The sequence below is a fragment of the Myxococcus sp. CA051A genome (assembly GCF_013336705.1).
Classification (GTDB): domain Bacteria; phylum Myxococcota; class Myxococcia; order Myxococcales; family Myxococcaceae; genus Myxococcus; species Myxococcus llanfairpwllgwyngyllgogerychwyrndrobwllllantysiliogogogochensis.
Window position 1 is genome coordinate 122,377 of the sequence record NZ_JABUMS010000011.1, and the last position, 22,474, is coordinate 144,850.

Below are 22,474 nucleotides of genomic sequence, written 5' to 3' on the forward strand. Positions count from 1 at the left end.
TACCACCACCCCCTCGATGAGCGTCCGTCTCACCGTCACGCAGCGCAGCGAGGCCGGAGCCCAGGGCACTGAGCTCGTCCTCGGCGACTCGGTCATCACCCTGGGACGGGACAAGTCCTGCCAGGTGGTGCTCGCCCAGCAGGCGGTGTCGCGCAACCACGCGCGCATCGTCCAGGAGGGCAACCTCTTCTTCCTCGAGGACCTGGGCAGCGCCTACGGCACGCAGATCAACGGCAAGCCCCTGCCCAAGGGTGAGAAGCGCCTCTTGCGCAACGGCGACGTCATCGCCATCGCCCAGTACGACGTGAAGTTTGATCGCGTCACGGAGCTCAACGGCGACGTCAACTCGGAGAAGACGTCCTTCATCGCCCGGGGCAACCTGAAGGACGTGATGCGGGGGCTGTCCAGCGCCGAGGAGCGCTACCTGCGCATCATGAACGGCCCGCGCGAAGGCGAGCGCATCGAAATCGCCGACGCGAAGGAGCTCGTCATCGGCCGTGACGAGAAGGAGGCGGACATCGTCCTCAAGGACGACCTCACCTCCCGCAAGCACGCCAAGATTCGCCGCGACTGGTCCGGCACCCACGTCGAGGACCTGGGCAGCCGCAACGGCATCAAGGTCAACAAGAAGCGGGTGAACCGCAGGGCCCTCAAGGACAACGACGAACTGGAGGTCGGCGGCACGCGCTTCCTCTACGTGGACCCGAGCGAGCCCGCCGAGGAGCAGGTCCAGCTCGCCACGGACATCAAGAAGGCCCCGCCCCCGTCGCCCCAGCGTCCCGCCCCGGTGCGCAAGGAAGTGAAGCCCCCGGAGCCAGAGCCGGAGCCCGCGCCTCCAGAGCCCGAACCCGCGCCCCCGGAGCCCGAGCCGGAACCCGTCCCTCCGGAGCCGGAGGAGCCCATCCAGCCCTCCGCCGAGACGTCCCTCCCCGACGAGGTGGCGCCGGGTGGAGCCCTGGCCGCGCTCAAGGACAAGCAGAAGCTCGTCCCGCTCGTCGTCATGGGTCTGGTGGGGTTGGTGTTCCTGGTGCTGCTCATCGCCGTGGTCGCTGGCGCCTGAGCGCGCGGACAGGGAGCGCCAGGTGAAGGCGCCCCACGCTGCTCCGCTGCCGACCGCTACTTCTTCTGCGAGGACGCCGGGCGTCCCTTGATCTGCTCCGCCTGCGACTTGAGGGCGAGCAACGTGCTCCGCGCGCGCTGGGTGGAGCGCTTCTGGAGCCTCGGGTCCAGTTCAATCGCGCGGCTCAGGTCCTTGAGCCCGTCGGGGATGTTGCCCCGGCGCAGCAGCAGCTCACCGCGGCCCACCAGCGCGTCCACGTTGGAGCGCTCCACCGCGAGCGCGCGCTGGAAGGCGTCGAACGCCTCGTCGGTGCGCTCCAGCGTCAGGTAGGTAGCGCCCAGCTGGGTAAGGAAGGCGGGCTCACGGGGCGCCGCCGTCACCAGGCCCTGGAAGATCTCCAGGGCGAGGCGGGTGCGGCCGGCCTGCAGCATGCTGTGGCCCATGCCGGCGTAGTCGAAGAGCCGCTCGCGCGTCATCCCGAGGAACTGGCCCAACTGCAGCTCCCCGCGGACGAGCTTCTCCGTCAGGGCCTTCGGAATCCGAACATCCGACGGGGCTTCGCTCTCCGGTTTGCTGCTCACGGCCACCTCGCGAGGGGCCCCACGCGTGGGCCCCTCTACCTGCGGGTCAAGGTCAGAAGAAGACGTTCCGAGGCTTGATCATATCATTCAGCGAGTTGATCTCATCCAAGGCCTTGAACATCTTGGTGACCGACTTGAAGCGGTCCTCGATGGGCTGGTCCTTCTCGGACTCCTTGGACTTGCCCAGCTCGGAGATGGCGCGGCTGACGTGGTCGGAGATCTGCTGCATCAGCGCGTCACGCTGCTTGGACACGTCCGCCGTCTTGGCGTCCTTCTTCTCCTTGGCCGGCTCGGGCAGCATCGTCAGCAGGGACGGAGTCTCCTTGTACTGGAACTCCAAATCCTTGCCGTGCTTGAAGGTGGCGCCGCCACCCTCGTCGCCGATGACTTCCTTGCCCACGTTCGCCCAGTCGTCGGAGTCCTTGCCCATGACGAGCAAGTCCCTGCTGTTGTTCTTGAACGCGTCGTCCCACTGGAAGGCGACCGTCGTCTCGTAGCCGTCCTTCGTCAGCTCACCGACCTTGCCCTTGCCCTTGTCGATGTCCGTCACGGCGATGTGGTCCGCGCCGTTGGTGATGTCCAGCTTGCCCGTCACCGTCATGCCCGCGTTGCCCCAGGGCACGGTGGAGCAGTTGATCTCCGTGCCGTCCGGCAGCTTGAACGTGGTGTTGCGCTTGAAGTCGAACTTGCCGCCGTCGCTCTCGTCGACGTGCGGGTCACCCCAGATGCGGGTGTTCTTGCCGTCCGGGCCGGAGATCTTCCACTCGAACTGGCCCAGCTGCTCAATCTTGTAGCCGCCCGGCGTGGTGATGGTGCCCTTGTCGTCCACCTTCAGCTTGTCGGGGGGACGGAAGGTGTCCTCGGTGAGGACCGGCTTCTCCGTGGGGAAGGCGCCGCCCGTGCCCGCCGTCGAGGCCGTGTCGCCAGGACGGGGAGCCCCGGCCGCGAACGAGTTCTCGTCCAGCTGCTTGAGCTGCTTCACCGCCGACTCGATCTCCGAGAGGGCGCGCTCCACCGTGTTCTCGATGAGCCCGAGGTTCTTCGTCAGCTCCGTCTCACTCAGCCCGACCTTCGTGTTGCCAGTGCTGGTGGTACGGGGAGCGTTGCCGGCTTGGGTGACACTCGTCATGACTTCCTCCCGAATCTCGGGGAATCCCACGCCCTGAAGCGCGCATTCCCGCCGTACTTCCATTCTCGACAGCGCGCGTCGGAAGTTGCGTTGAAGCGCAAGGATTCCGATCAGAACGGTGACGGGTCGGCGAGGACCGACCCCGGGTCAACGCGGCTACCGGGTGGAGATGCGAGCCACCGGCTGGATGTTCAGCTCGGGGGACAGCTCCTGGTAGCTGAGGACGGAGAACGAGGGGTTGAACTCGTACTCCAGCAGCTTGCGGACGTAGCGCCGGATATCCATGGCGGTGAGGATGACAGGGCGCTGGGCGCTGGGCGGCAGGTGGCCGCACTCGGAGCGGACGGCCTGGACGATTTCCTGTGCCAGCTCCGGCTCGAGCGCCAGGTGCGCACCCGCGGAGGTCCGCTTGATGGAGCCGCGGATGGCCTCCTCGATGTTCGGATCCAACAGGTACACCACGAGGGTGCCGCTGCCGCGCGCGTACTTGTGGGAGATGTAGCGGCGCTGCGAGGCGCGGACGTGCTCGGTGAGCATGACGTTGTCCGCCTCCACCTGCCCGTACTCCGCCAGGGCCTGGAGGATGCCGCGCAAGTCACGGATGGAGATCTCCTCCTCCACGAGCCGCTGGAGGATGTCGGTCAACTTCAGCACGTTGACGACCTTGGGGATGACCTCCTTGACGATGGCGGGGAACGCCTTCTCCAACTGCTCCAGCATCGTCTGCGTCTCCTGCACGCCGACGAACTCCCGCGCGTTGCGCCTCAGCACCGCGGCCACGTGCAGGATGATGTAGCCGGGCACGTCCCACGTCGTCAGGCCCGCGGCCTCCAGGGTGTCGCGGTGCTGCTCGGGCACCCACGCGGCCGGCTGGCGGGTGGCGGGGTTGATGGCCTCGAAGCCCTGGATGTTCATCAGGCGCAGGCGGTCCACCGTGTCGTTGACGAGCACGTGGCCCAGCGTGGCCTGGCCGGTGACGACGGGCACCTCGTTGATCTGCACCTGGTAGGCGCCCGGCGGCAGCGACGAGTTGCCGCGCGCGCGCACGCCCGGGAAGCGCACGCCGAGCTCGATGAAGAGGCCGTCGCGCATGAACGGGATGAGCTCGAAGAGGAACTTCCCGTTGTCCTGGCGCGAGTCCACGTAGGGCACCAGCGCGTCGGAGACCTCCAGGACGATGGGCGTGACGACGGGGATGAAGAGCTCGGAGTCCGGGTTCATCGGCTCCTTGGGCGCGGGCTCCGAGGACATCGGCGTGCCCAGGTCCGACTCCATGGCCGGACCGGCCTCCTCCACCATCTCCGACTCGCGCTTCTTCTTGAGCATCGTCCACGCGCCGAAGCCCGCGCCCGCGCCCAGCAGGAAGAAGGGAATCTTGGGCAGACCCGGGACGAGCCCCAGGACGATGAGCATGCCCGCGGCGATGGCGATGGCCTTCGGGTACGCGGTGAGCTGCGTGCCAATGTCCTTGCCCAGGTGCGCGCCCTCTTCATCACCACCGACGCGCGTCACGATGATGCCGGCGCAGGTGGAGACGAGGATGGCGGGAATCATGCCGACGAGGCCGTCACCGATGGTGAGCAGGGTGTACTTCTGCGCCGCGTCCGCGGCCGTCATCCCCTTCTGCGTCACGCCGATGATGAGGCCACCGACGATGTTGACGACAGTGATGATGATGCTGGCGATGGCGTCGCCCTTCACGAACTTCATGGCGCCGTCCATGGCGCCGAACAGCTGGCTCTCCCGCTCCAAGTCACGGCGCTTCTTCTTGCCCTGATCCTGGTCGATGGAGCCCGCGCGGAGGTCCGCGTCGATGGACATCTGCTTGCCCGGCATCGCGTCCAGGGTGAAGCGCGCGGCCACTTCGGCGACACGCTCCGAGCCCTTGGAGATGACGATGAAGTTCACGATGACGAGGATGATGAAGAGGATGGCGCCGACGACGAAGTTGCCCTGCACCACGAAGTTGCCGAACGCCACCACCACTTCTCCCGGGTCGCCCGTGAGCAGGATGAGACGTGTGGTGGAGATGGTCAGCGACAGCCGGAACATCGTGGTGATGAGCAGCAGCGTCGGGAACACCGACAGGTGCAGCGCCGCTGGCACGTAGAGGGACACCAGGAGCAGCACCACCGAGATGCTGATGTTCAGCGTCAGCAGCACGTCCAGCAGCAGCGTGGGCAGCGGGACGATCATCATCCCGACGATGAACACCACGACAATCGCGAGGACGATGTCGGAGTACTTGGAGAGGAAGCTGTTCGGATTGGAGGCGGACATCAGCGGGGAGCCATCCTAGTCCGCGCCCGGCCCCGGGCCCAAGGGGGGCCTCACGAGCCGGGCGGGGTGTCCGTCGGAAGATGCGAAGGGAGGGCTTAACGCCCGTCCGGACCAGAGTCGCCGTCGGAGACCCCCTGGGCCTCCTCCACGCTCTCCAGGGCCGCGGCCGCCAGCATGCGCGCACGCGCGCTCAGCGGGTCCTTGCCCTCGGGGTCCAGGGACACCGCGTGGTTGAAGTCATGGGCGGCTTCCATCACCTTGCCCTGGCGCAGGTGGACCTCTCCCCGGTTGACGAACGGCGTCAGGTCCGTGGGGTCCAGCTCGATGGCCCGGTTGAAGTGGGCCTCCGCCTGGTCCAGGTTCTCCAGCGCCAGGTGGCAGGCGCCGAGCGCTGTCTGGAAGTAGGCCTCGGAGCCATCCATGGCCGCGAGTTGCTCGAAGACGGCCAGGGACTCCTGGAAGCGGCCGTCCTGGAACAGGTCGAAGCCCTGAGTGGCCCGCTCGAGCAACTCCGGGCCGGACAGCGGCTTCCCATCATTATTGGAGACCGGCGCCTTGGCTTGGGTCGTCGTCATCTGGACTCATTCCCGGGGCGAATACGGAGGCGGCCTGGAGTCTAGCCCGCCTCCAGCGAGCCCACCAGTCAGGGGACGCCGAGAAGGCACTACTCGTCGAAGCCGTCGCGAATCTTCTGCAGCTGCTTCTTCAAGTTGGCGATGGCCATGTCCACGCCCTTCTGGGCCACCACCGCGCTGAACATCTGGGCCTTGAAGCGGTCCTTGACGTGCGACTCGATGTCCTTGAGCGACGCCTTCGGGTTCTCCTTCGTGTACTTGGCCACGTCCGCGTCCAGCTTCTTGGTCAGGCTCTCCGTGGTGGACTTGGAGAAGAAGCTCAGGAACGGCTGGTTCTGCAGGACCTGGTTCGTGCCCACCGCGTCCGCGTACTTGGCGCGGTCTTCGGTGGTCAGCTTGGTCTCCGGCTTCTTGCCGATGTCGTCGATGATGGCCTGCTGCTTGGCCTGCTCGGCCTTGGGATCCGACGGCGTGGCTTCCGCCTGGCTCGTTTTCGCCGTGGACGTGGAACGGGAACCGCCATTGACAGGAGCGACCATGGATTTCTCCAAAAGGGGTGGGGTGAAGGAATTCTCGTGAGACGGGGCCGGAAAGTTTCGGACAAGCCGACGAGGTGATTCCACCGGGCCCTGGAAATGAACTGGCCCCGCACCAGCTCCAGGAGCTGTTGCGAGGCCAGGGTGCAGCAGGCTGCGGGCTTACGACTAGCCGCGCATGTTGCCGACGATCGCGCTCTGCATCTGCTCGATCTTCTTCATGGAGTTCGAGATGAGCTCGACCAGCTTCGCCTCACGCTGCATCTGCTCCTGCGCCTGCAGGAACGGACGCTGATCCTCGGGGGCGGCGGCGATCATCGCGTTGGAGGCCTTGGAACCGGCCAGGATGCTGCTCGCAGCGGCGTTGAAGTTGGCAGAGATGCTCATGGTCGTTCTCCAGTGATTGATTCGGTTTTGCTGCGGGATGAAGTGCAGCGGCGGCTACAAAAAGATTATCGGGGGAGGGGCTCGGAAGTTTCCTGCGAATTAACCGGGATCATTTCCGGCCTTTTCGCGAGGCCCGGGTCCCCCCCGGGAAACGGGCCTAACCCTTGAGCTTTCCAAGGCTGGGATTCTTCATCCAGGCCTTGAAGGACTCGAGTTGCTGCTGCTCCTTCTTCGGATCTGCCGGGGGCGGCGGGCTGGCCTCCGGGTCCAGGGACAGGGAGCGCTTGTTGGAAGCGCTCTCGAAGCCGTCCTTGGCGGCAGGGGCGCCCGACGTGCGGGCAGGAGCCGGCGGAGCAGCGGGGGCCGCGGGGACCTGCGCGCCCGGGGGAGCGAACGCGAACTTCGCGTGCAGCTCCGGGTTGGCCTCCTTGACGGCATTCTGGATGGTCATCCCGTAGGTGCTCAGGCGCTCCGACAGGTAGGACACCACGAGGCCCAGCGTGGGAGGCACGGGGAGGATGGGGTCGGCCATGAAGCGCTGGAGGGCGCCCGACACGTCGCCATAGAGCTTCTCGTCGAACGGAGTGCCCGGCGTCGTGGAGGCCACCAGCATCTTCATCGTCCGAACCACCTGGAGGAAGGTGCCCTGGGCCACCTTGGACTGCGACTCCAGTTCCGCCAGCAACTTGTCGCGCTTCTCCACCAGCTCCGCGGGTTCCGGAGGCAGTGGGCCCATCTTCGCCTTCTGCGTGCTCATTGACTGACTCCACCTCTCCACAACGAGGGGTTGGGGTTTACCTGGCGAGCCTAACAGACTGTTCCGGGCTCACCTACCCGGCGTCTGGCCACAACCAGACGCCGGGACAAGCCAGAATCAACGCTTTCCGAGCGCCGTGAGCATGGCGCCGGCCTTGCGCACCACCGGATCATCCACCGGTGTCATTGCCGCGGCGCGTCGCAGATCCTCGATGGCCTGGTCCTTCTTGCCCAGGGCGAGCTTCACCTCGGCGCGGCCGACGTAGACGGACGCATCCTGGGGGGACAGTTTGGCGGCGACGTCGAAGGCGGCCAGGGCGCCCGTCCCGTTGCCCGCGGCCATCTCCACCACGCCCAGCGCCTTGGCGAAGTAGCCGTCCGTGGGATTCACGGCGTACAGGCCCTGGAAGAGCGTCCGGGCCTCGTTGATGCGGCCCTGGTAGAAGAAGTAGTACGCCGTCTTGGCGATGGCGTAGAGCTCGTCGTTGGAATAGCCGCGCACCTCGCGCAGCGTGGACTTGCCATCCGCCCAACGCTGGAGCCGAGCCGCCAGCTGGGCCTCGTCCTGAGGGTCCTCCGGCATGCGCTAGTAACCCTCGTCCTTCTGCTCGGCCCACATGCGCCGGATGATCTCCTTGGTCTCCTCGTTCACCTGGTCCACCAGGGTGAGCATGGAGGACTCTCGCTGGAGCAGCGCCTTGAGGCGCTCCAGGCGGTCCGGGGACGCGTTGATGCGCGTCAGCCCCCGCTCCATCAGGTGGCGCGACTCGTCGCTCCCCCGCCCCGCCACGCTGGCCAGGTGGGGCCGGTCGCTGAAGCCCTCCAGGTCCGCGTCATGCCCGCCGGGATGAGGGGGCAGGGGCAGGCGCAGCTCCTCCGACGAGTGCGCGGGACCGATGAAGTCCAGGAGCGCCGCGGAGGCGAGCGCCGGGTTCTTGGGATTGCCCGTCTTGCGCAGCTTCTTGCGGTCGACCTGGGAAGGGTCAACCAGGCGCTCACGGACGCTGCGGGGTCCCCCCCAGGGCCACTGGGGTCCGGGGGGCTGATTATTGATTCTGGCCATCGTGAACTCCGAAGCTCACTCCAGGAAGGGGGGGGCCGTCCAGCCCCCCTCCCCTACCGCCCTCCGGCGGCCGCGTGTTCGCGCTGGATCTCGTAGATGAAGTTGAGGACCTCGGCGACCGCGTCGTAGAGCTCCTCGGGCACTTCTTGTCCCACCTCCACCCGGTACAGGGCGTTGGCCAGGGGCACGTTGCGCATGATGGGGATGTTGTGCTCCTTGGCGATGGCGCGAATCTTCTCCGCCTTGAGCCTCAGCCCCTTGGCCACCACGCGCGGGGCGGTGTCCTTCTCCTTGTCGTACTTCAGCGCGATGGCGATTTCGGCGTCGTCACTCATGGGGCGCTCCGAGAAGTCCTGCCGATGATAACCGCTCCAGGGCCGCTCACGCGCGGGCCACCGGGGCGGGACCGCCGTTCTTCAGGTCGTAGACGAAGTTGAGGACCTCGGCGACCGCGTCGTAGAGCTCCTCGGGCACCTCGTGGCCCACCTCCACCCGCAGGAGCGCGTGGGCCAGGGGCACGTTGCGCAGCGTGGGGACATCCTGTTCGCGGGCGATGCCCTTGATGCGCTCGGCCTTGTGGTCCATGCCCTTGGCCAGCACCCGGGGCGCGCCGTCCTTCTCCCGGTCGTACTTGAGCGCGACGGCCACGTGGTCCGGGTTGGTGACGATGACGTCCGCGTCCCGCACGGCCTCCATCTGCTGTCCCTCCATGATCTCCTGGTGGAACTCCTTGCGCTTGGCCTTGTGGTGCGGGTCGCCTTCGCTCTCCTTGTACTCCTTCTTCACCTCGTCCTTGGACATCATCAAGTCCTTCATGAAGGACTTGCGCTGCCACCAGATGTCGAAGATGGCGAAGAGGACGAAGAGCAGCGCGACGCGGGTGGCCACACGCGTCACCAGCTCCCCCATGATGACCATGATGGCGTGCGTGTCCTGGCGGACCGTCTCCACCACCATGGGCATGGCGTCGCGCACCACGCCGTAGACGACGTTGGCGGTGATGGAGATCTTGATGAGGTTCTTGAGCAGTTCCACCAACGACTTCTTGCTGAACATGTTCTTCAACCCGCCCAGCGGGTTGAGCTTGTCCAGCTTGGGCATCAACGGGTCCAACGTGAAGAGGGAGCCCACTTGCAGGAACTCCATCAACCCGCCCACCAGTGCCCCGCCCGCGAGCACCGGCAGCGTCACGAGCAACATCGCGCGCAGCCCCAGGTACATCAACTGCCAGGTGGCGTCCCCCAGGTCATCGCCCTTGGCCAGCTGGTCGAAGCTGAAGAGGAAGAGGCTCGATATCTCATGCTCCACATTGTCCCAGGTCGCCTTCACGGCGCCCAGGCCCACGACGAGCACCGCCACGCCGCTCAGGTCCTTGCTCTTCCAGACCTGACCCTTCTTGCGAGAGTCGTCGAGCTTCTTCTGCGACGGTTCTTCTGTCTTGTCTCCACCCTCGTCGGACATGGGCGCGCGTTCCCGGGGAAGAGGCTCAGGCCAGCAGCCGCAGGGCGTCAGTGAGCACCCGCAGCATGTGGGCCAGCTCGCCCTGAATGCGCGCCAGCAGCGCCCCCATCACCAGGAAGGCGATGAGCACACCGACGAGCGGCTTGATGGCCATGGAGATGAAGAACACCTGGATTTGCGGCGCAACGCGGTTGATGGCGCCCAGCGCCACGTCCGTGAGGAAGGTGGCGAGCATCGCGGGAGCGGACAGGGCCAGGCTCACCCTCAGCATGTCCGCGAAGACCCGCGCCAGCAGGTCGAAGAAGGTCCACGAGCCCTGGCTGAAGCGTGGGAAGCCATCCAGCGGCACCACGGCGAGGCTCTCCGCCAGGGCACTGATGACCAGGTGGTGCCCGTCCAGGGTGAGGAACAACACCACGGCGAGCTGCACCTTGAGGTTGGAGAAGAGCGAGACCTGCTGGCCGAGCTGCGGCACGTAGAGCTGGGCATTGTTGCTGCCCGCCATGGTGTCCGTGAGGGTGCCGGCGATGCGCGCCGCCTCGAAGACGCTGCTGACGATGAACGCCATGCAGAACCCGATGAAGACCTCCTTGGCCATCAGCGCGATGTAGGGCAGCGCCGTCAGGGGAACCGTCGTCACGGTGTGCGCGATGGAGGGATAGAGCACGATGGCCAGCGTCAGCCCGATGCCCATCTTCATCTCCGTGGGCACCACTTCACCGCCGAGGAACGGGCTGAAGATGAGCACCGGCATCACCCGGCACATCAGCAGGGCGACCGTGAAGATGGCGGCGGAGAAGTTGGTCCGAGCAGCCAGCTCGGACACGAGGTCCGCGGCGTTCATTTGATGAGGGCGGGGAACCGGTCGAAGACGTGAAAGGTGAAGCGCACCAGCTGGCTTCCAATCCACGGCCCCGTCATGGCCAGCACGCCGAAGACGATGATGACCTTGGGCGCGAAGGTGAGCGTCTGCTCCTGAATCTGGGTGGTGGCCTGGAACAGCGAGATCATGAAGCCGACGATGAGGCTCATCAACACCGGCGGGGCCGACACCACGAGCACCAGGAACAGTGCCTCCTGGGTGATGGCCGTGAGCTGGTTCATGGGATGCCTTCTTCCTACAAGTAGCCGACGACCAGGCCCTTGGCGATGAGGTACCAGCCGTCCACGAGGACGAACAGGAGCAGCTTGAAGGGCATGGAGATGGTGGTGGGAGACAGCATGTGCATGCCCAGCGCGAGCAGGATGTTGGCCACCACCATGTCAATGACGATGAAGGGGACGAAGAGCAGGAAGCCAATCTGGAAGGCCTCCTTCAGCTCCGACACCACGAAGGCCGGGACGATGACCATGAAGTCCTTGCTGTCCACCGAGTCCCGGTCCTCGCCCTGGCGCATCTTCTTGGCCAGGTTGTAGAAGAGCGAGCGGTCCTTCAGCGTGACTTTCTTCATCAGCCAGTCGCGCAGTGGCTCCTTGGCGCGGTCAGCGCCATCCAGGAGGGTGCCCACCTTCGCCGAGGAGAACGCGCCAGCCCCCGAGGAGTCCCAGACGTTGAGCTCCGAGGCCCGGTACATCGTCATGCCCACGGGCGCCATGATGTAGACGGTGAGGATGACGGCCAGCCCGGTGATGACCTGGGTGGGCGGAATCTGCTGGGTGCCGAGCGCCGAGCGGACGATGGAGAGCACCACGGAGATCTTCACGAAGCTCGTCACCATCATCAGCGCGAAGGGAACCAGGCCCATGGCCGCGAGTGCGAGGATGAGGATGAGCGGACGCGACGTGAAGGTGTCGGCGCTCACCGCCTCGTTGGCCACGGAGTCGGGGATGGAGCCGGGGCGCTTCTTCTGCGCGAGGGCGATGAAGGGATGCAGCGACACCGCGGCCGCGAAGAGCCAGGGCGAGACGCGCGGGAGCAAGGAGCGGGCAGGAGTCTGGGCGTTCACGGGACGGGTGCCATCAGGCGCCGGGGGGCTGGGACGACGAGCCCCCGGAGCGGCGGGAAAGGAGCTTCTGAAGGAAAGGGCTCAGGGGAACCACGTTCGTCTGCGGGCGCTGCGCGCGGATGCGCTCCACTGCCTCCGAATCCAGCTTCGACAGCAGCTGCAGGCCCGCCTCGCCGCCGCCCACCAGCAGGTATTCGTCCGCGGCCTTCACCACGAAGAGCGCGCGCTTGGGGTCCAGCGTCAGGCGCTCCACCACGGTGACGACGGTCTGTTTTCCCGGCGCGGCCGCCTGGAGGCCCATCAGTCGGCGCAACCCCACGTTCAGCGTGAGGTAGATGGACGCCACCACCGCGCCCAGCACGAGCAGCGTGCGGATGAGCATCCACCCCATGCTCTCCGGCTCGGCCTCCGCCTCCGTCGCCGCCGCGCCCTCAAGCGCGGGGTCCTCCCAGCGTGGCTCCGCGCCCGGAGTCTTCTGACGCGATGCGGCGGATGCCTCTGGCGCGGGCGCGGACTCGGGCACCACACCCGCCACTGCTGAAGAGGAAGCCTCGGTAGAACCCTCCGCCGGGGCGGGAGGGACGGTTGATGCCGTGGAGCCTGGCACCACCGCCGCTTTCTGGGCGGGGGCCACTGGAGTGCTCGGCGCGGAGGGCGGCGCCGCAACCCGGACATTGTCCGCCGAGGCGGGCGCCGTCGCACTGGGGGCCAACTTCTTGGCCTCGGGCGACGAAGCCGGAACGACGGCGGGCGCCGTGGCGCTCGGCGGGGCCGACTTCTGGGCCTCGGGCGACGAAGCCGGAACGGCGGCAACGGGCGAAGCCGTGGCGCTCGGCGCGGGCGCGGAGGGCGCCTGGGCCAGCACGGTGGAGGGCGCGAGCAGCAGCGCGGCGCCCAGGGACAGGCGCATGAGGGGGGTGCGGAGGACTGCCATGGATGGGGGCGAGGCTAGTTCAAAGGCCGGAGGACCGCCACGGGCCCCCGTCCGGCAGCCCGCTCCCGCCCGCTTGCTTCCGTCGCGGATGAAGTCCTCAGCTCGCCAGGGTGGTGACGCGCACGCCGAGCTGGCCTTCCATCTCCACCAGCTCGCCTCGGGCCACCACTTTGCCGTTGATGGAAAGCTCCACTGGCTCGCCGGGCCCCCGGCTCAGCTCGATGACCTGACCGGCCCGCATGCCCACCACCTGCTCCGCGGTGACGGGGATGCGCGCCAGCTCCACGGCGATCTGCAGCGGTACGTCGCCGAGCAGGTCGCTTCCGTCCGGCTTGTTCACGTCGTCCAAGGGCGCCCCTTCGAGCTCCGGAGGAACGTCCAGCTCCGGGTTGGTGAAGTCCTCTTCCTGCTCCCGCCCCCCACCCTCCTCGGTGGCCGAGCGCGGGTTCCCCGACTCCCCGGGGATGATGCCGGTGATGCGGGCCTTGTAGCGCCCGTCCTCGACGAATACCTGGGCCTCCGCGTGCCCCGAGCGCCCCGCGCCCACGCGCAGCTGCGCCGTTCCAGGCTCGCCCCGGTCCGGCCGCGCCGACAGCACGTCCACCAGGACGACGTCCTTGACCCGCAGGCTCGCCAGGTCATTGGACGTCAGCTCCGCGGTGCCAATCTCCGCCCGCAGCCAGCTTCGCACCGCGGACAGCCGGTGCGCATGCACCGCCAGGTCCGCCTTCGCCCGAGCGCGCCGCTGGGCGCTCTCCACCGCGGGCTCCGCCGCCTCCAACACCGCCGAGGGCACCACCAGCCGCACCATGCCGCTGTGCGGCCCCAGCGTGGCATTCAGATGCACCGCCAGCATCGGCCCGTCGTCGCCCAGGCGCGCGGACACCTCGTCCACGCCACGCGCGACGCCGTCCAGCCTCGGGCGAGGCACCCCGGCCTGCAGCGCGGGCACCAGCACCCGCAGCGCTTCCAGGATGACGTAGCCCATCACCCCTTCCTCGATGTCCGTCAGCGGCCGCAGGCCCACCGTCTCGCCCGCGCCACCCAGCAGCAGGTCCACCGCCGTGTGGGCCAGTGACAGCTCCACCTCCAGCACCGCCCTGCCCTGCAACGCCCCCGGTGCCAGCACCGCGAGGAACGTCGGGTCGCCGAGGAACCTGCGCAGCTCCGCCATGGGCCGCACCTGCACGGACTCCAGGGACAGACGCACCTCCGCGTCGAACAAGCCCTTGAGCCGCGCGGACACCGCCCCGAGGGTCCCATCGTTCGGCGTCAGCCAGCGCAGCCGCTCCGCCAGGAGCCCCTGCGCCCTGGACACCTTCTCCAGGCCCTTGAACTGGAAGGGTCGCCAGCTGCCCCGGTCGACCTTCTCCGGACGCTCGCTTCGCTCGACCTTCTCCGGACGCTCGGTCTTCTCCGGCGGACGCACCGGCTTGAGCTGGCGGAGGTCCACCAGCATCGTCCGCTCATGCACGCCGGGACCTTCGTCCTCCGGCTCCACGCTCATGTCTTCGCCTCGAAGCGCACCGTCTCGAGCTTCAGGCCACGGCCGCCCAGCGCGGTGCGAAGCCCCTCGCTGTGCTCCTCGAGCATCTTCAGCACGTCACGGTTGGTGCCACTGAAGGTCGCGGAGATCTTCCCGTTGCGCGCGCTGACCTTGATGGACAGGCCGCTGAGCACGTCGCCGCGCAAATCAATCTGGAACTCCGCGAGGCCCGCGGCGTTGGTGCCCACACGCACGCGGTCCACGATCTTCTGGGCAATCTCGCTGGCCATGGCGCGCAGCCGCTCGGAGCCCGCGGTGTCCTTGGGCTTGGCCACCGGCACCGGCGCCATCAGCGCGGGGTTGAACCGGAACCCCGGCGCCATCTCCGCGCCGCCGCCTTCCTTCTTGTCCTTGCCGCCGCCCCCGCTGCCCTTGCCGCCGCCCGCGTCGGCATCCGCCCGGATGAGCGCGCCCTTCTCCGAGCTGACCTGTCCCAGCGCGGACTCGGCCTTGCTCATGTCCTTGTCGCGCCCCTCGGAGGTGCGCTTGTCCTCCTTGGAATCCGCGGCGCGCGAGCCGGAACGAGCCTCCGTCGCCCCGCTGTCCGCCCGGCGCTGCGTCTGCGCCAGACCCGCCGGGTTGCCACCCAGTTGCATCTGCTGGGCCTGCTCCCCGAAGGTCTTCCCCTCCTGCGTCGCCTTGGCCAGGATCTGCCTGGCGAAGGCACCCGGCGTCTGCGGCGTGGGCGCGGGAGCAGGGGCCGTCGCCTGCGGCTGGGCCTGGGGCTGCATCAGCTTCTGGAAGGCGCTGGCCCCCTCCGTCCGCTTCTTCGCCTGGCCCTCGGCGAGCTTCTTTTCCTGCATGATGCGCTCGGCCAGGCGCGCTGTTTCACGGTCGTCGTCGACTCGGCTCATGACATCGTTCCCGAGGGAAGGGGTGGCGGCAGGTTACTTGCGCTGCCGAGCCAGGAACAAGGCGTTGCCAATCTCCTCCTGGCTCAACTCCTCGCGCTGCTGGCGCTCGTGCTTCACCTGCTTCTGCCAGGTCTCCTTGTGCTTCTCGATGGCCTTGAGCTCCTTGGCCGCCTCGGCCATCTCCCGCCGCCGCTGCTCGACGAGTCGCTCGGCCACCTTCACCGCTTCCCGCTGACGCTCCACTTCCAGCGCCACCTGCGCCTCTTCGTCCTTCAGGCGCTCCTCGAAGCGGCCCATCATGTTCATGCCGTTGATGCCGGCGCCCTTGGCCATGACCTCCTTGAGGTAGGCGGCCACCTTCTCCTTGCGCTCGCGCTTGCGGCGCTCCAGCTCGTCAATCAGCCGCTGGAGCTCCACCTTTTCCCGCTCGAGGGCCTTGATGGCGTCGGAGAAGGCCTGTTCGGCTTCCTCCTTGGCCCGGGTCCGCATGTCCAGCAGGGTTTGCAACCGGTACGGGGGCATGGTGACCCCATCCTACCCCGGATTTACCGGGGTGCACCCCTGTCCCTCACTCCTCGAAGAGGGCGATCAACTGCTCCACCGTCTCCTCGAAGCCGGAGTTGGAGTGGGTGTCCTGCTTGAGGAAGTCGATGATGGCGTCGTACTTGTCGATGGCGTAGTCCGTGCGGGGGTCCGTCCCGTACTGGTAGGCGCCCAGCAGGATGAGGTCGCGCTGCTTCTCGTACGTGGCCAGCGTCTCGCGCAGCTTGCCCGCCGCCTTCTTGTGCTCCTTGGAGACGATGCCGCTCATCACACGGCTGAGGCTCGCCAGCACGTCCATTGCGGGCCACTGGTTTCGCTCGCCCAGCGCGCGGTTGAGGATGAAGTGGCCGTCGAGAATACCGCGGACCTCGTCCGCGATGGGCTCCTCCATGTCACCGCCGGCCACGAGGCAGGTGTAGATGGCGGTGCACTTGCCCTTCTCCGAGTTGCCCGTGCGCTCCAGGATGCGCGGCAGCATGGAGAACACGCTCGGCGGATAGCCCTGGCGGGCCGGGGGCTCACCCACGGCGAGGCCAATCTCACGCTGGGCACGCGCCAGACGCGTCACCGTGTCGAGCATGAAGAGCACATTGCCGCCGCGCTCCCGGAAGTACTCGGCGATGGCGGTGGCGACGTAGGCGGCGCGCAGACGCACGAGGCTGGGCTGGTCAGAAGTGGCGCACACCAGAACGGAGCGCTTCATGCCCTCCTCGCCCATGGCGTCCTCGATGAACTCGCGGACTTCGCGACCACGCTCGCCGATGAGGGCGACGACGCAGAGGTCGGCCTGGGTATTGCGCGCTATCTGTCCCATCAGCGTGGACTTGCCGACGCCGGAGCCGGCGAAGAGGCCCACGCGCTGACCCTCGCCCACGGTGAGCAGCCCGTCGATGCAGCGCACGCCCAGGGGCAGGGGCCGTTCGATTCGCTGACGGGTGAACGGGTCCGGGCAGTTGCGGTCCACGGACCAGTCGATAAGGCCCTCTTCCGGCAGTTCGCTGCCGTCCATGGGCTCGCCGATGCCGTTGAGCACGCGCCCCAGGAGCGCCTCGCCGCACTTGATGCTCAGGGGCTTTCCGGTGGGGATGACCTCGCTGTCCGGGCCGATGCCGTACAGCTCGCCCAGGGGCATGAGCATCACCTCGTCGCCCTGGAAGCCCACCACCTCCGCCTTCACGGGGCCGCGGCCGCGGCTCTTGATGAGCACCAGCTCGCCCACGCGGACGTTGGGGACGCTCGCCTTGATGATGAGGCCCGTCAGCTCGGTGACGCGGCCCCGGACGCGCACCGTCTGGGCGTCCTGGATGAGGTCGAAATAGCGCGAAAGGTCGATGGCCATGGACGTTCCGTCCCGGCTAGGCCGGGCCTTCCTTCGGGCCGTTCTGGTCTGGCAGCAGCACGTTCTGGAGCATCTCCAGCTGCGTGGGCAGCTGCGCATCCACCGTGCCGAACTCCGTCTGGACGATGCAACCCACCGGAGCGACCTCCGGGTCCTCCTTGATGGCCAGGTCCACCGCGCGGCCGATGAGCTCCATCAAAATGGGCTTCTTGGCGCGCAGCACGGCGGCGGTCTTCGGGTGCACGCGCAGGGTCATGGCGCGGGCGCTGCGCAGGTTGTCGATGGCGGACGCGCACAGCTCCAGCATCAGGTCCGGGTCCTTCTCCAGGCTCCGGCCGATGATCTTCTCACCCACGCGCAGGCCCAGGGCGATGATGTCCCTCTCGTACGTGCCCAGCAGCTCCCCGGCCTGCATCTTCGCGCGGAGGATGATTTCCGTGGCCTGGGCCAGCCCTTCCTGGCGCCCCTGCTCCCGCGTCTTCACGAGCAGCTCCTCGCGCTCGCGCTGGGCCTCCGCGAGGATGCGCTCCTTCTCGCGGTGGGCCTCCTCGATGATGCCCTGGGCTCCCTGGCGGGCCTCGAAGACCTCGGCGTTCATCACCCCCGCGCGCGGAGGCCGCAACACCGGCCGCTCCGACACGAGAGACGGCTCCGCCGTCCCGTCACCCTTGATCACCTTGCCGATCGCCATGCGCCGCTCCTTGCGGGCCGGATGCTAGCGCGTTCCGCCGCGCGGTCCACGCCCACCGGAGCCAGGAGGCACCGGGCCGTCCGTGTCGGACGCCCCACGGGGTCGGCGCTGCACCGACGTGCCCTCCCGAACCCCTGGGGGCGCGCCCGGAGCGGGAGCCGCTCGCCCGGCCAGCACCCGAGGGGGCCTCTCCTGCGGGCTCGAGCCCTCCCGGGCCGGGTCCGGGCGCACCGCCTTGACGCTGACCGAGGAGCGCGAGCGGAACACCCGAGAGCCCTCCGGGTCCTCGCGGGGCAGGGGGGCGGCGTCGGGACGGGGCTGCACGCGAGAGGAGCGAGACAGCTCTTCGGGCGGGCGCTGCACGCGGGAACCCTCCGCCGCGGGGCCCACGCGCGAGCGCTCCCGAGCCGGAGGCGCCTCTGGCTCACCCGCGGGAGGCGCGGGCCGGGGCCGAGGTCCCCCCAGGCCCAGACGCGAGGGAGGAGGACCGATGCGGGCCCCCTCCGGGTCCGGTCGCCCGGGGCGGGATTCGGGGCCACCTGGCTCGCGACGAGCGACGGGCGCGCCAGGAGGCTCTCGGCGAGCACCCGCCGAGGTGCCTTCGCGACGCGGAGCACCCGGGGCCGGCGCAGCGGACGTGGGCTCACGGCGAGGAGGGATGCGATGAACCGCGGAGCCGTCCGAGGCACCATCCTTGGGACGCGCGACGCGCGACGGCTCGCGACTGGACATGGCGCCCGCGCTCCTCGCGGCCCGTTCGGCCATGAAGTCACGCCGCGCCGCGGGCTCGGCCCCTGGAGGCCGGCGCGTGGCGGTGGCTGCCTTCGCCGGCTCGCGGGCCACGCCCGTCCCCTCTCGAGGCGCGGCGGCTGGTGCCTTCGCGGGCTCACGGGCCACGCCTGTCCCCTCTCGAGGAGCGGCGGCGGCCTTCGCCGGCTCGCGGGCCACGCCCGTCCCCTCTCGAGGCGCGGCGGCGGCTGCCTTCGCCGGCTCACGGGCCACGCCTGTTCCTTCTCGAGGTGCGGCGCCGGGCTCACGGGTCCCTCCAGCGGGAGCTTCACGCGCGACGGAGGAAGCCGCGGCGGCCGCGGCCTTGCGGGCGCCAGGGGGCGGCGGAAGCACGGCGGACTGACGCGGCGGCGGAGGCGTCGCCAGACGCACGGGCCGCTCGATGAGGCCCCGGGTGGCGAGCCGCTCCAGGTCCATGACGATGTCGGTGCGGCCACCGTCTCCGCGCGCGGTGGGACGGATGCGCTCCTCGCGCACCCACTTCGCCACCAGGCTGCCGAACTCACCCCGGTACTTCTCCAGCATGCGCGCGGCGAACTCAGGGGACTGGGCCACGCACGCGCGCGCCAGCCGCTGGACTCCCGCGCTGCGGATGGAGCCCGCCGGGTTCTTCAGTCCGTCATGCAGCTCCAACTGCGCGCGCGCGTCCTCCTCGGGAAGCTTGCGCGGCGCATTGGCCGCCACGGACTTGCCGGCCAGGAGCTTCAGGTCCGGAGGCAGGGCCTCCAGCAGCATCTCCCGCTCCGCGTCGGGAAGGCCCGCCAGGGCCGGGCCGAGCACGCGCGCGCCCAGCCTGTCGCTCACCGTGAGCAGCTCTCGCTGCTGGAGCATGAGCACGTCGGAGAACTTGAAGCCCGCGGACTGCGAGGCGCTCGACTCCCGAGCCAGCGCCTCCTCCAGCTTCCACCGGACGATGTCCAATACTTGAGGCCGGACCTCGCGGGTCAGCTTCACGCGAGACGGCGGCAGGTGGACCCGCACCGCTTCCGCCATCGCGGAGGGCAGCGCGCGCAGCACCATCTCCATCAGCGCACCGCGCTCGCGTTGCAGCAGCGCGGCCAGGCGCTCCGGCTCCGCGCTCCACAACTGGCCGCGCCGGTCCTTCACCAGCCGCTTGATCTCCTGCACCAGCGCGGGGATGCGCTTGTCGCGGGGGATCTGCAGGATTTCCTGCGCGCGGTGGCGCAGCAGCTCACCTTCCTCCGTCGGGAGGTGCTCCATCGCCCCCAAGCTCTCCTGGCCGCCGAAGGTGACGGCGGTCAGGAGCAACATGCTCTGGCGCTTGTTGAGCGAGGTGAAGAACGAGTCCAAACGTCACCTCGCGGGCTTCCACGGACGCCCGCTGGGAGAAAGAAGGCGCCCCACCGGGAGGGGCGCGGAAGGCGTCAGGCCTCGGGCGGACGAACGCGAGGACGGGTGCCACGCGCCGCGGGCGCGCCGCCGGGGGAGCGCATGAACGACCACCCCGTCACGCCCATCATCACCACGATGAGCAGGAAGGCGCCCCCCAGCATGACCTTGAACTGGCTGGCGCTGGAGGCCGTCATCCGCAGACCCAGCACGTCCTGCTGCCGGTTCTCGTCCGTCTTCTCCGCCTTGGGGCCCTGCGCCGCGGTCATCAGCACCGTCACCGCCTCCGGCCGCATCTCCGGCACGGCCGTGGCCACGAAGGCCTTCACGGCCGCGACCTCGATGGGCGCCTTGCCGCCCTCGACGATGCGGTACTTGATGAACACCGACGCGGACGGCAGCGGCTTGTTCTCCGGCTGCGTCAGGTCGTTGTTCTCCGGCACGCTGACGATGGCGCGTGCTTCCAACACGCCGTCAATCTGATTGAGCGCGTTGGAGACCTCGCCCGCCATGGCCTTGAGGAGCATGGCGCGCTCCTCCGTGGCGGTGGGCACCATGCTTCCCTTGGCGAAGTGCGACAGCCCCTTCTCCACGGGTCTGGGCAGCGAGTTGAGCTTGAGCAACTCCGCTGCCTCCGCGGCGTCCGTCTTGGGCACGGTGATCATGAACCGCACCTCGTTGCCGCCTTCCTCCTTCTCCTTCTTCGCGTTGATGCCGTTCTTGCTGAGCAGGACGTAGATTTCGTTGGCGTCCGCTTCACTCAGCTCATGTTGCAGCTCGATGTGACATCCCGTCACGAGCACGAGGGCGAGGAGCGGGGCGGCGAACGCTTGCGGTCGGCGAATCATGGGCACATTGAGCTTACTAGGGCCTCGGAAAACGCGGAAGGGCGCCCCCTCCAACTCGGAGAGGCCGCCCTTCATCCAAGCGCCACCGAGGACGGTGGACTGAATCAGACCTGCGTCTTGACGACGTCCTTGAGGCCGGTGGTGGCCTTCTCGACCACCTTGCTCGTCAGGTCCAACTGCTGGGTGTACTGGTACATGGACGCCTGGAGCGACAGCAGCTCGGCGTTGGAGAACTGCTTGCCGCTGGAGGCCTGGGAGATGATCTTCTCCAGGTTGCCCTGGCCCTTCTCCAGGTCGCCAATCACCTGCGACATCATGTCGGAGGCCTTGCCCGTCTTGCCCGTCTCCGTCTTGGCGGCGACAGGCTCCGCGGCCTTCGCGGAGACCGGCTGGGTGGCGGTGGCGCTGACCTTGTTCAGGGCCGCCTTCTCCGTCTTGTTGACGGTCTCCACCTGGCGGACGGCGTCCGTCTTCTGGGTCGCCTGCGCCGCCTGGGCCTTGTTCACGCCCTGGGCCGCGTCCACCTGGCCGGCGCCCTGCGCCTTGTCAGCGAGAACTCCGTCGAACTTCGACGCTCCCGCCTTGTTCGTCTGCTGGACGCCCTGATCCTGCAGCTTTTGCTGCGCCACCTGCGCCGCGGAGATGCCCGCCATCGGACCCGCCATGTGACAGCCTCCTTGCATCCGTCGAGGTAGGGGGAAGTTCCTCCTCCTCGTTCAAGAGTTCCTTGAGGCGGTCGATGGCGCGCGCATGAAGCCGCGACGCCCAGCTCTTCGACTGCCCGATTTCCGACCCCGCCTCTTCCAGCGTCCTGCCCTGGAAGTAGTACCCCTGAAGAAGCTTGCGCTCCTTCTCCGGGAGCTTCTCTATCGCCGCCCGCACCCGCGTCTTCAGCTGCTCCTGCTCCAGCCGGACATCCACCGGCAGCGACTCGTCGGTGTACCCGCCGTTGTCGGCCCCCTCCAGACTGGAGGCGAACACCATCGCCAGACCCTGCACCGCATCCGAGATGTCACTGACATCATCGTCGAATGAGCTGCCCCGGTTGCTTGAGCCCGACTCCCGGTCCGACAAATTGCCGAGATACGCCGCCGCCCGCTCGCCCACATACGCGTTGCGGGCGTCAGAACCCCTCAACACCCCCATCTTCCTCAAGCCGTCGAAGATGGCGCCCTTGATGCGGTAGTGGGCAAAGGTGAGGAAGTTGGCTCCCACCTTCGGGTCGAATCGTTCAGCGGCCTCCAGCAGTCCAATCTGTCCGTACGCCACCAGCTCATCCAGCTCCAGCTGGGCGTTGAACTGCTTGCGCACGGTCGCCGCGAGCGACCGAACGTAGGGGCCGTACTTGGTGAGAATGGCCTTCCTGTCTTCGCCCAGTGGCAAGCGCTGCTCACTCGGCCTTGGACCACAGCCGCTCGAGTACCTGGTTCAGCCTCGGGTCATCCTGCAGTGCGTCCGCGATCTTCGTGGTGAGGGAGGAGGACTTCATGCGCAGCTTCTCCTTCAGGACTTCGGCGACCAACGCCCGGGTCGCCTCTTCCTTGCTCTTGAAGCCCCCGTTCTTCAATCCGCGGGCGATGGCCATCGCCTGCGCGGCGACCGGATCCGCGGCCTGGGGGCCCTGGACGTTGCTGGAGCCTACCAGACCCGAAACGCCGACGAGAGACTCCGCCTTGTCCACCCGGGCGCCAAAGGCCGTGCCACCCGTGGGCGCCGCGGACGACGCCCCCTTCGCGCCGCCGGCGCGCCCCTTCCCACCACCGCGTCCAACGCCACCGACAGCCATGGGCGAAGCTCCCCTTCTGC

Annotated in this window: 26 protein-coding genes; 1 reads left to right on the forward strand and 25 read right to left on the reverse strand. The window is 68.1% G+C overall.

The window, feature by feature from the left end:
- Positions 1-16: 16 nt before the first annotated feature.
- Entirely contained in the window at positions 17-1,060 is a 1,044-nt protein-coding gene (locus HUA74_RS29270) for an FHA domain-containing protein (protein WP_174457182.1), read from the forward strand.
- Between the two features lie 56 nt (positions 1,061-1,116).
- Here the strand turns inward: HUA74_RS29270 and HUA74_RS29275 are convergent, their stop codons facing one another.
- The 25 genes from HUA74_RS29275 to HUA74_RS29395 form a co-directional block, all read right to left on the reverse strand.
- Positions 1,117-1,641, reverse strand: a complete 525-nt coding sequence (locus HUA74_RS29275) for a tetratricopeptide repeat protein (RefSeq protein ID WP_246137666.1) — start codon at positions 1,639-1,641, stop codon at positions 1,117-1,119.
- 52 nt (positions 1,642-1,693) lie between these two features.
- Positions 1,694-2,770, reverse strand: a complete 1,077-nt coding sequence (locus HUA74_RS29280; RefSeq protein ID WP_174457183.1) for a DUF1521 domain-containing protein — start codon at positions 2,768-2,770, stop codon at positions 1,694-1,696.
- Positions 2,771-2,926: 156 nt separating this feature from the next.
- On the reverse strand, positions 2,927-5,050 hold the full coding sequence (gene sctV, locus HUA74_RS29285) for a type III secretion system export apparatus subunit SctV (RefSeq protein ID WP_141647461.1): 2,124 nt from the start codon (positions 5,048-5,050) through the stop codon (positions 2,927-2,929).
- 95 nt (positions 5,051-5,145) lie between these two features.
- On the reverse strand, positions 5,146-5,625 hold the full coding sequence (locus HUA74_RS46695) for a tetratricopeptide repeat protein (RefSeq protein WP_141647462.1): 480 nt from the start codon (positions 5,623-5,625) through the stop codon (positions 5,146-5,148).
- A gap of 89 nt (positions 5,626-5,714) precedes the next feature.
- Positions 5,715-6,164 (reverse strand): hypothetical protein, encoded by a 450-nt coding sequence (locus HUA74_RS29295; RefSeq protein WP_141647463.1) that lies wholly within the window; start codon positions 6,162-6,164, stop codon positions 5,715-5,717.
- A gap of 165 nt (positions 6,165-6,329) precedes the next feature.
- Positions 6,330-6,548 carry a hypothetical protein gene (locus HUA74_RS29300; RefSeq protein ID WP_141647464.1) on the reverse strand — a complete coding sequence of 73 codons (219 nt, stop codon included), beginning with the start codon at positions 6,546-6,548 and terminating at the stop codon, positions 6,330-6,332.
- 157 nt (positions 6,549-6,705) lie between these two features.
- Positions 6,706-7,305, reverse strand: coding sequence for a hypothetical protein (locus HUA74_RS29305; RefSeq protein ID WP_174457184.1), 600 nt, complete (start codon positions 7,303-7,305; stop codon positions 6,706-6,708).
- A 117-nt stretch (positions 7,306-7,422) separates the two neighbouring features.
- On the reverse strand, positions 7,423-7,887 hold the full coding sequence (locus HUA74_RS29310) for a SycD/LcrH family type III secretion system chaperone (protein ID WP_141647466.1): 465 nt from the start codon (positions 7,885-7,887) through the stop codon (positions 7,423-7,425).
- 3 nt (positions 7,888-7,890) lie between these two features.
- Entirely contained in the window at positions 7,891-8,367 is a 477-nt protein-coding gene (locus HUA74_RS29315) for a hypothetical protein (RefSeq protein WP_141647467.1), read from the reverse strand.
- Between the two features lie 53 nt (positions 8,368-8,420).
- Positions 8,421-8,702, reverse strand: coding sequence for an EscU/YscU/HrcU family type III secretion system export apparatus switch protein (locus HUA74_RS29320; protein ID WP_141647468.1), 282 nt, complete (start codon positions 8,700-8,702; stop codon positions 8,421-8,423).
- Positions 8,703-8,748: 46 nt separating this feature from the next.
- The gene (gene sctU, locus HUA74_RS29325; protein ID WP_174457185.1) at positions 8,749-9,828 is read right to left on the reverse strand and encodes a type III secretion system export apparatus subunit SctU; all 1,080 of its coding nucleotides are present in this window, start codon (positions 9,826-9,828) and stop codon (positions 8,749-8,751) included.
- A 25-nt stretch (positions 9,829-9,853) separates the two neighbouring features.
- Positions 9,854-10,672, reverse strand: coding sequence for a flagellar biosynthetic protein FliR (locus HUA74_RS29330; RefSeq protein ID WP_174457186.1), 819 nt, complete (start codon positions 10,670-10,672; stop codon positions 9,854-9,856).
- Complete coding sequence (gene fliQ, locus HUA74_RS29335; RefSeq protein WP_174457187.1) at positions 10,669-10,932, reverse strand: flagellar biosynthesis protein FliQ; 264 nt, start codon at positions 10,930-10,932, stop codon at positions 10,669-10,671. The genes HUA74_RS29330 and fliQ overlap by 4 nt, the downstream gene beginning before the upstream one ends.
- A gap of 14 nt (positions 10,933-10,946) precedes the next feature.
- Positions 10,947-11,774 carry a type III secretion system export apparatus subunit SctR gene (sctR, locus tag HUA74_RS29340; protein WP_174457188.1) on the reverse strand — a complete coding sequence of 276 codons (828 nt, stop codon included), beginning with the start codon at positions 11,772-11,774 and terminating at the stop codon, positions 10,947-10,949.
- A gap of 13 nt (positions 11,775-11,787) precedes the next feature.
- Positions 11,788-12,708, reverse strand: coding sequence for a flagellar biosynthetic protein FliO (locus HUA74_RS46000; protein ID WP_254625295.1), 921 nt, complete (start codon positions 12,706-12,708; stop codon positions 11,788-11,790).
- Positions 12,709-12,805: 97 nt separating this feature from the next.
- Positions 12,806-14,215, reverse strand: a complete 1,410-nt coding sequence (gene sctQ, locus HUA74_RS29350) for a type III secretion system cytoplasmic ring protein SctQ (protein WP_174457189.1) — start codon at positions 14,213-14,215, stop codon at positions 12,806-12,808.
- Positions 14,212-15,108, reverse strand: a complete 897-nt coding sequence (locus HUA74_RS29355) for a flagellar hook-length control protein FliK (protein ID WP_174457190.1) — start codon at positions 15,106-15,108, stop codon at positions 14,212-14,214. The genes sctQ and HUA74_RS29355 overlap by 4 nt, the downstream gene beginning before the upstream one ends.
- A 33-nt stretch (positions 15,109-15,141) precedes the next feature.
- Positions 15,142-15,630: a flagellar assembly protein FliH gene (locus HUA74_RS29360; RefSeq protein WP_141647478.1), complete on the reverse strand. Its 489-nt coding sequence runs from the start codon at positions 15,628-15,630 to the stop codon at positions 15,142-15,144.
- 46 nt (positions 15,631-15,676) lie between these two features.
- Positions 15,677-16,990: a type III secretion system ATPase SctN gene (gene sctN / locus HUA74_RS29365; protein WP_174457191.1), complete on the reverse strand. Its 1,314-nt coding sequence runs from the start codon at positions 16,988-16,990 to the stop codon at positions 15,677-15,679.
- 16 nt (positions 16,991-17,006) lie between these two features.
- Positions 17,007-17,681, reverse strand: a complete 675-nt coding sequence (locus HUA74_RS29370) for a FliH/SctL family protein (RefSeq protein WP_141647476.1) — start codon at positions 17,679-17,681, stop codon at positions 17,007-17,009.
- Between the two features lie 24 nt (positions 17,682-17,705).
- Positions 17,706-19,781 carry a hypothetical protein gene (locus HUA74_RS29375; protein ID WP_174457192.1) on the reverse strand — a complete coding sequence of 692 codons (2,076 nt, stop codon included), beginning with the start codon at positions 19,779-19,781 and terminating at the stop codon, positions 17,706-17,708.
- Between the two features lie 74 nt (positions 19,782-19,855).
- Positions 19,856-20,668, reverse strand: coding sequence for a type III secretion protein (locus tag HUA74_RS29380; RefSeq protein ID WP_174457193.1), 813 nt, complete (start codon positions 20,666-20,668; stop codon positions 19,856-19,858).
- A gap of 104 nt (positions 20,669-20,772) precedes the next feature.
- Positions 20,773-21,333, reverse strand: a complete 561-nt coding sequence (locus HUA74_RS29385) for an ATP-dependent helicase HrpB (protein ID WP_246137878.1) — start codon at positions 21,331-21,333, stop codon at positions 20,773-20,775.
- Positions 21,215-22,051 carry a sigma-70 family RNA polymerase sigma factor gene (locus tag HUA74_RS29390; protein WP_141649239.1) on the reverse strand — a complete coding sequence of 279 codons (837 nt, stop codon included), beginning with the start codon at positions 22,049-22,051 and terminating at the stop codon, positions 21,215-21,217. The genes HUA74_RS29385 and HUA74_RS29390 overlap by 119 nt, the downstream gene beginning before the upstream one ends.
- A gap of 7 nt (positions 22,052-22,058) precedes the next feature.
- Complete coding sequence (locus HUA74_RS29395) at positions 22,059-22,454, reverse strand: hypothetical protein (protein ID WP_141649238.1); 396 nt, start codon at positions 22,452-22,454, stop codon at positions 22,059-22,061.
- Positions 22,455-22,474: the final 20 nt, after the last annotated feature.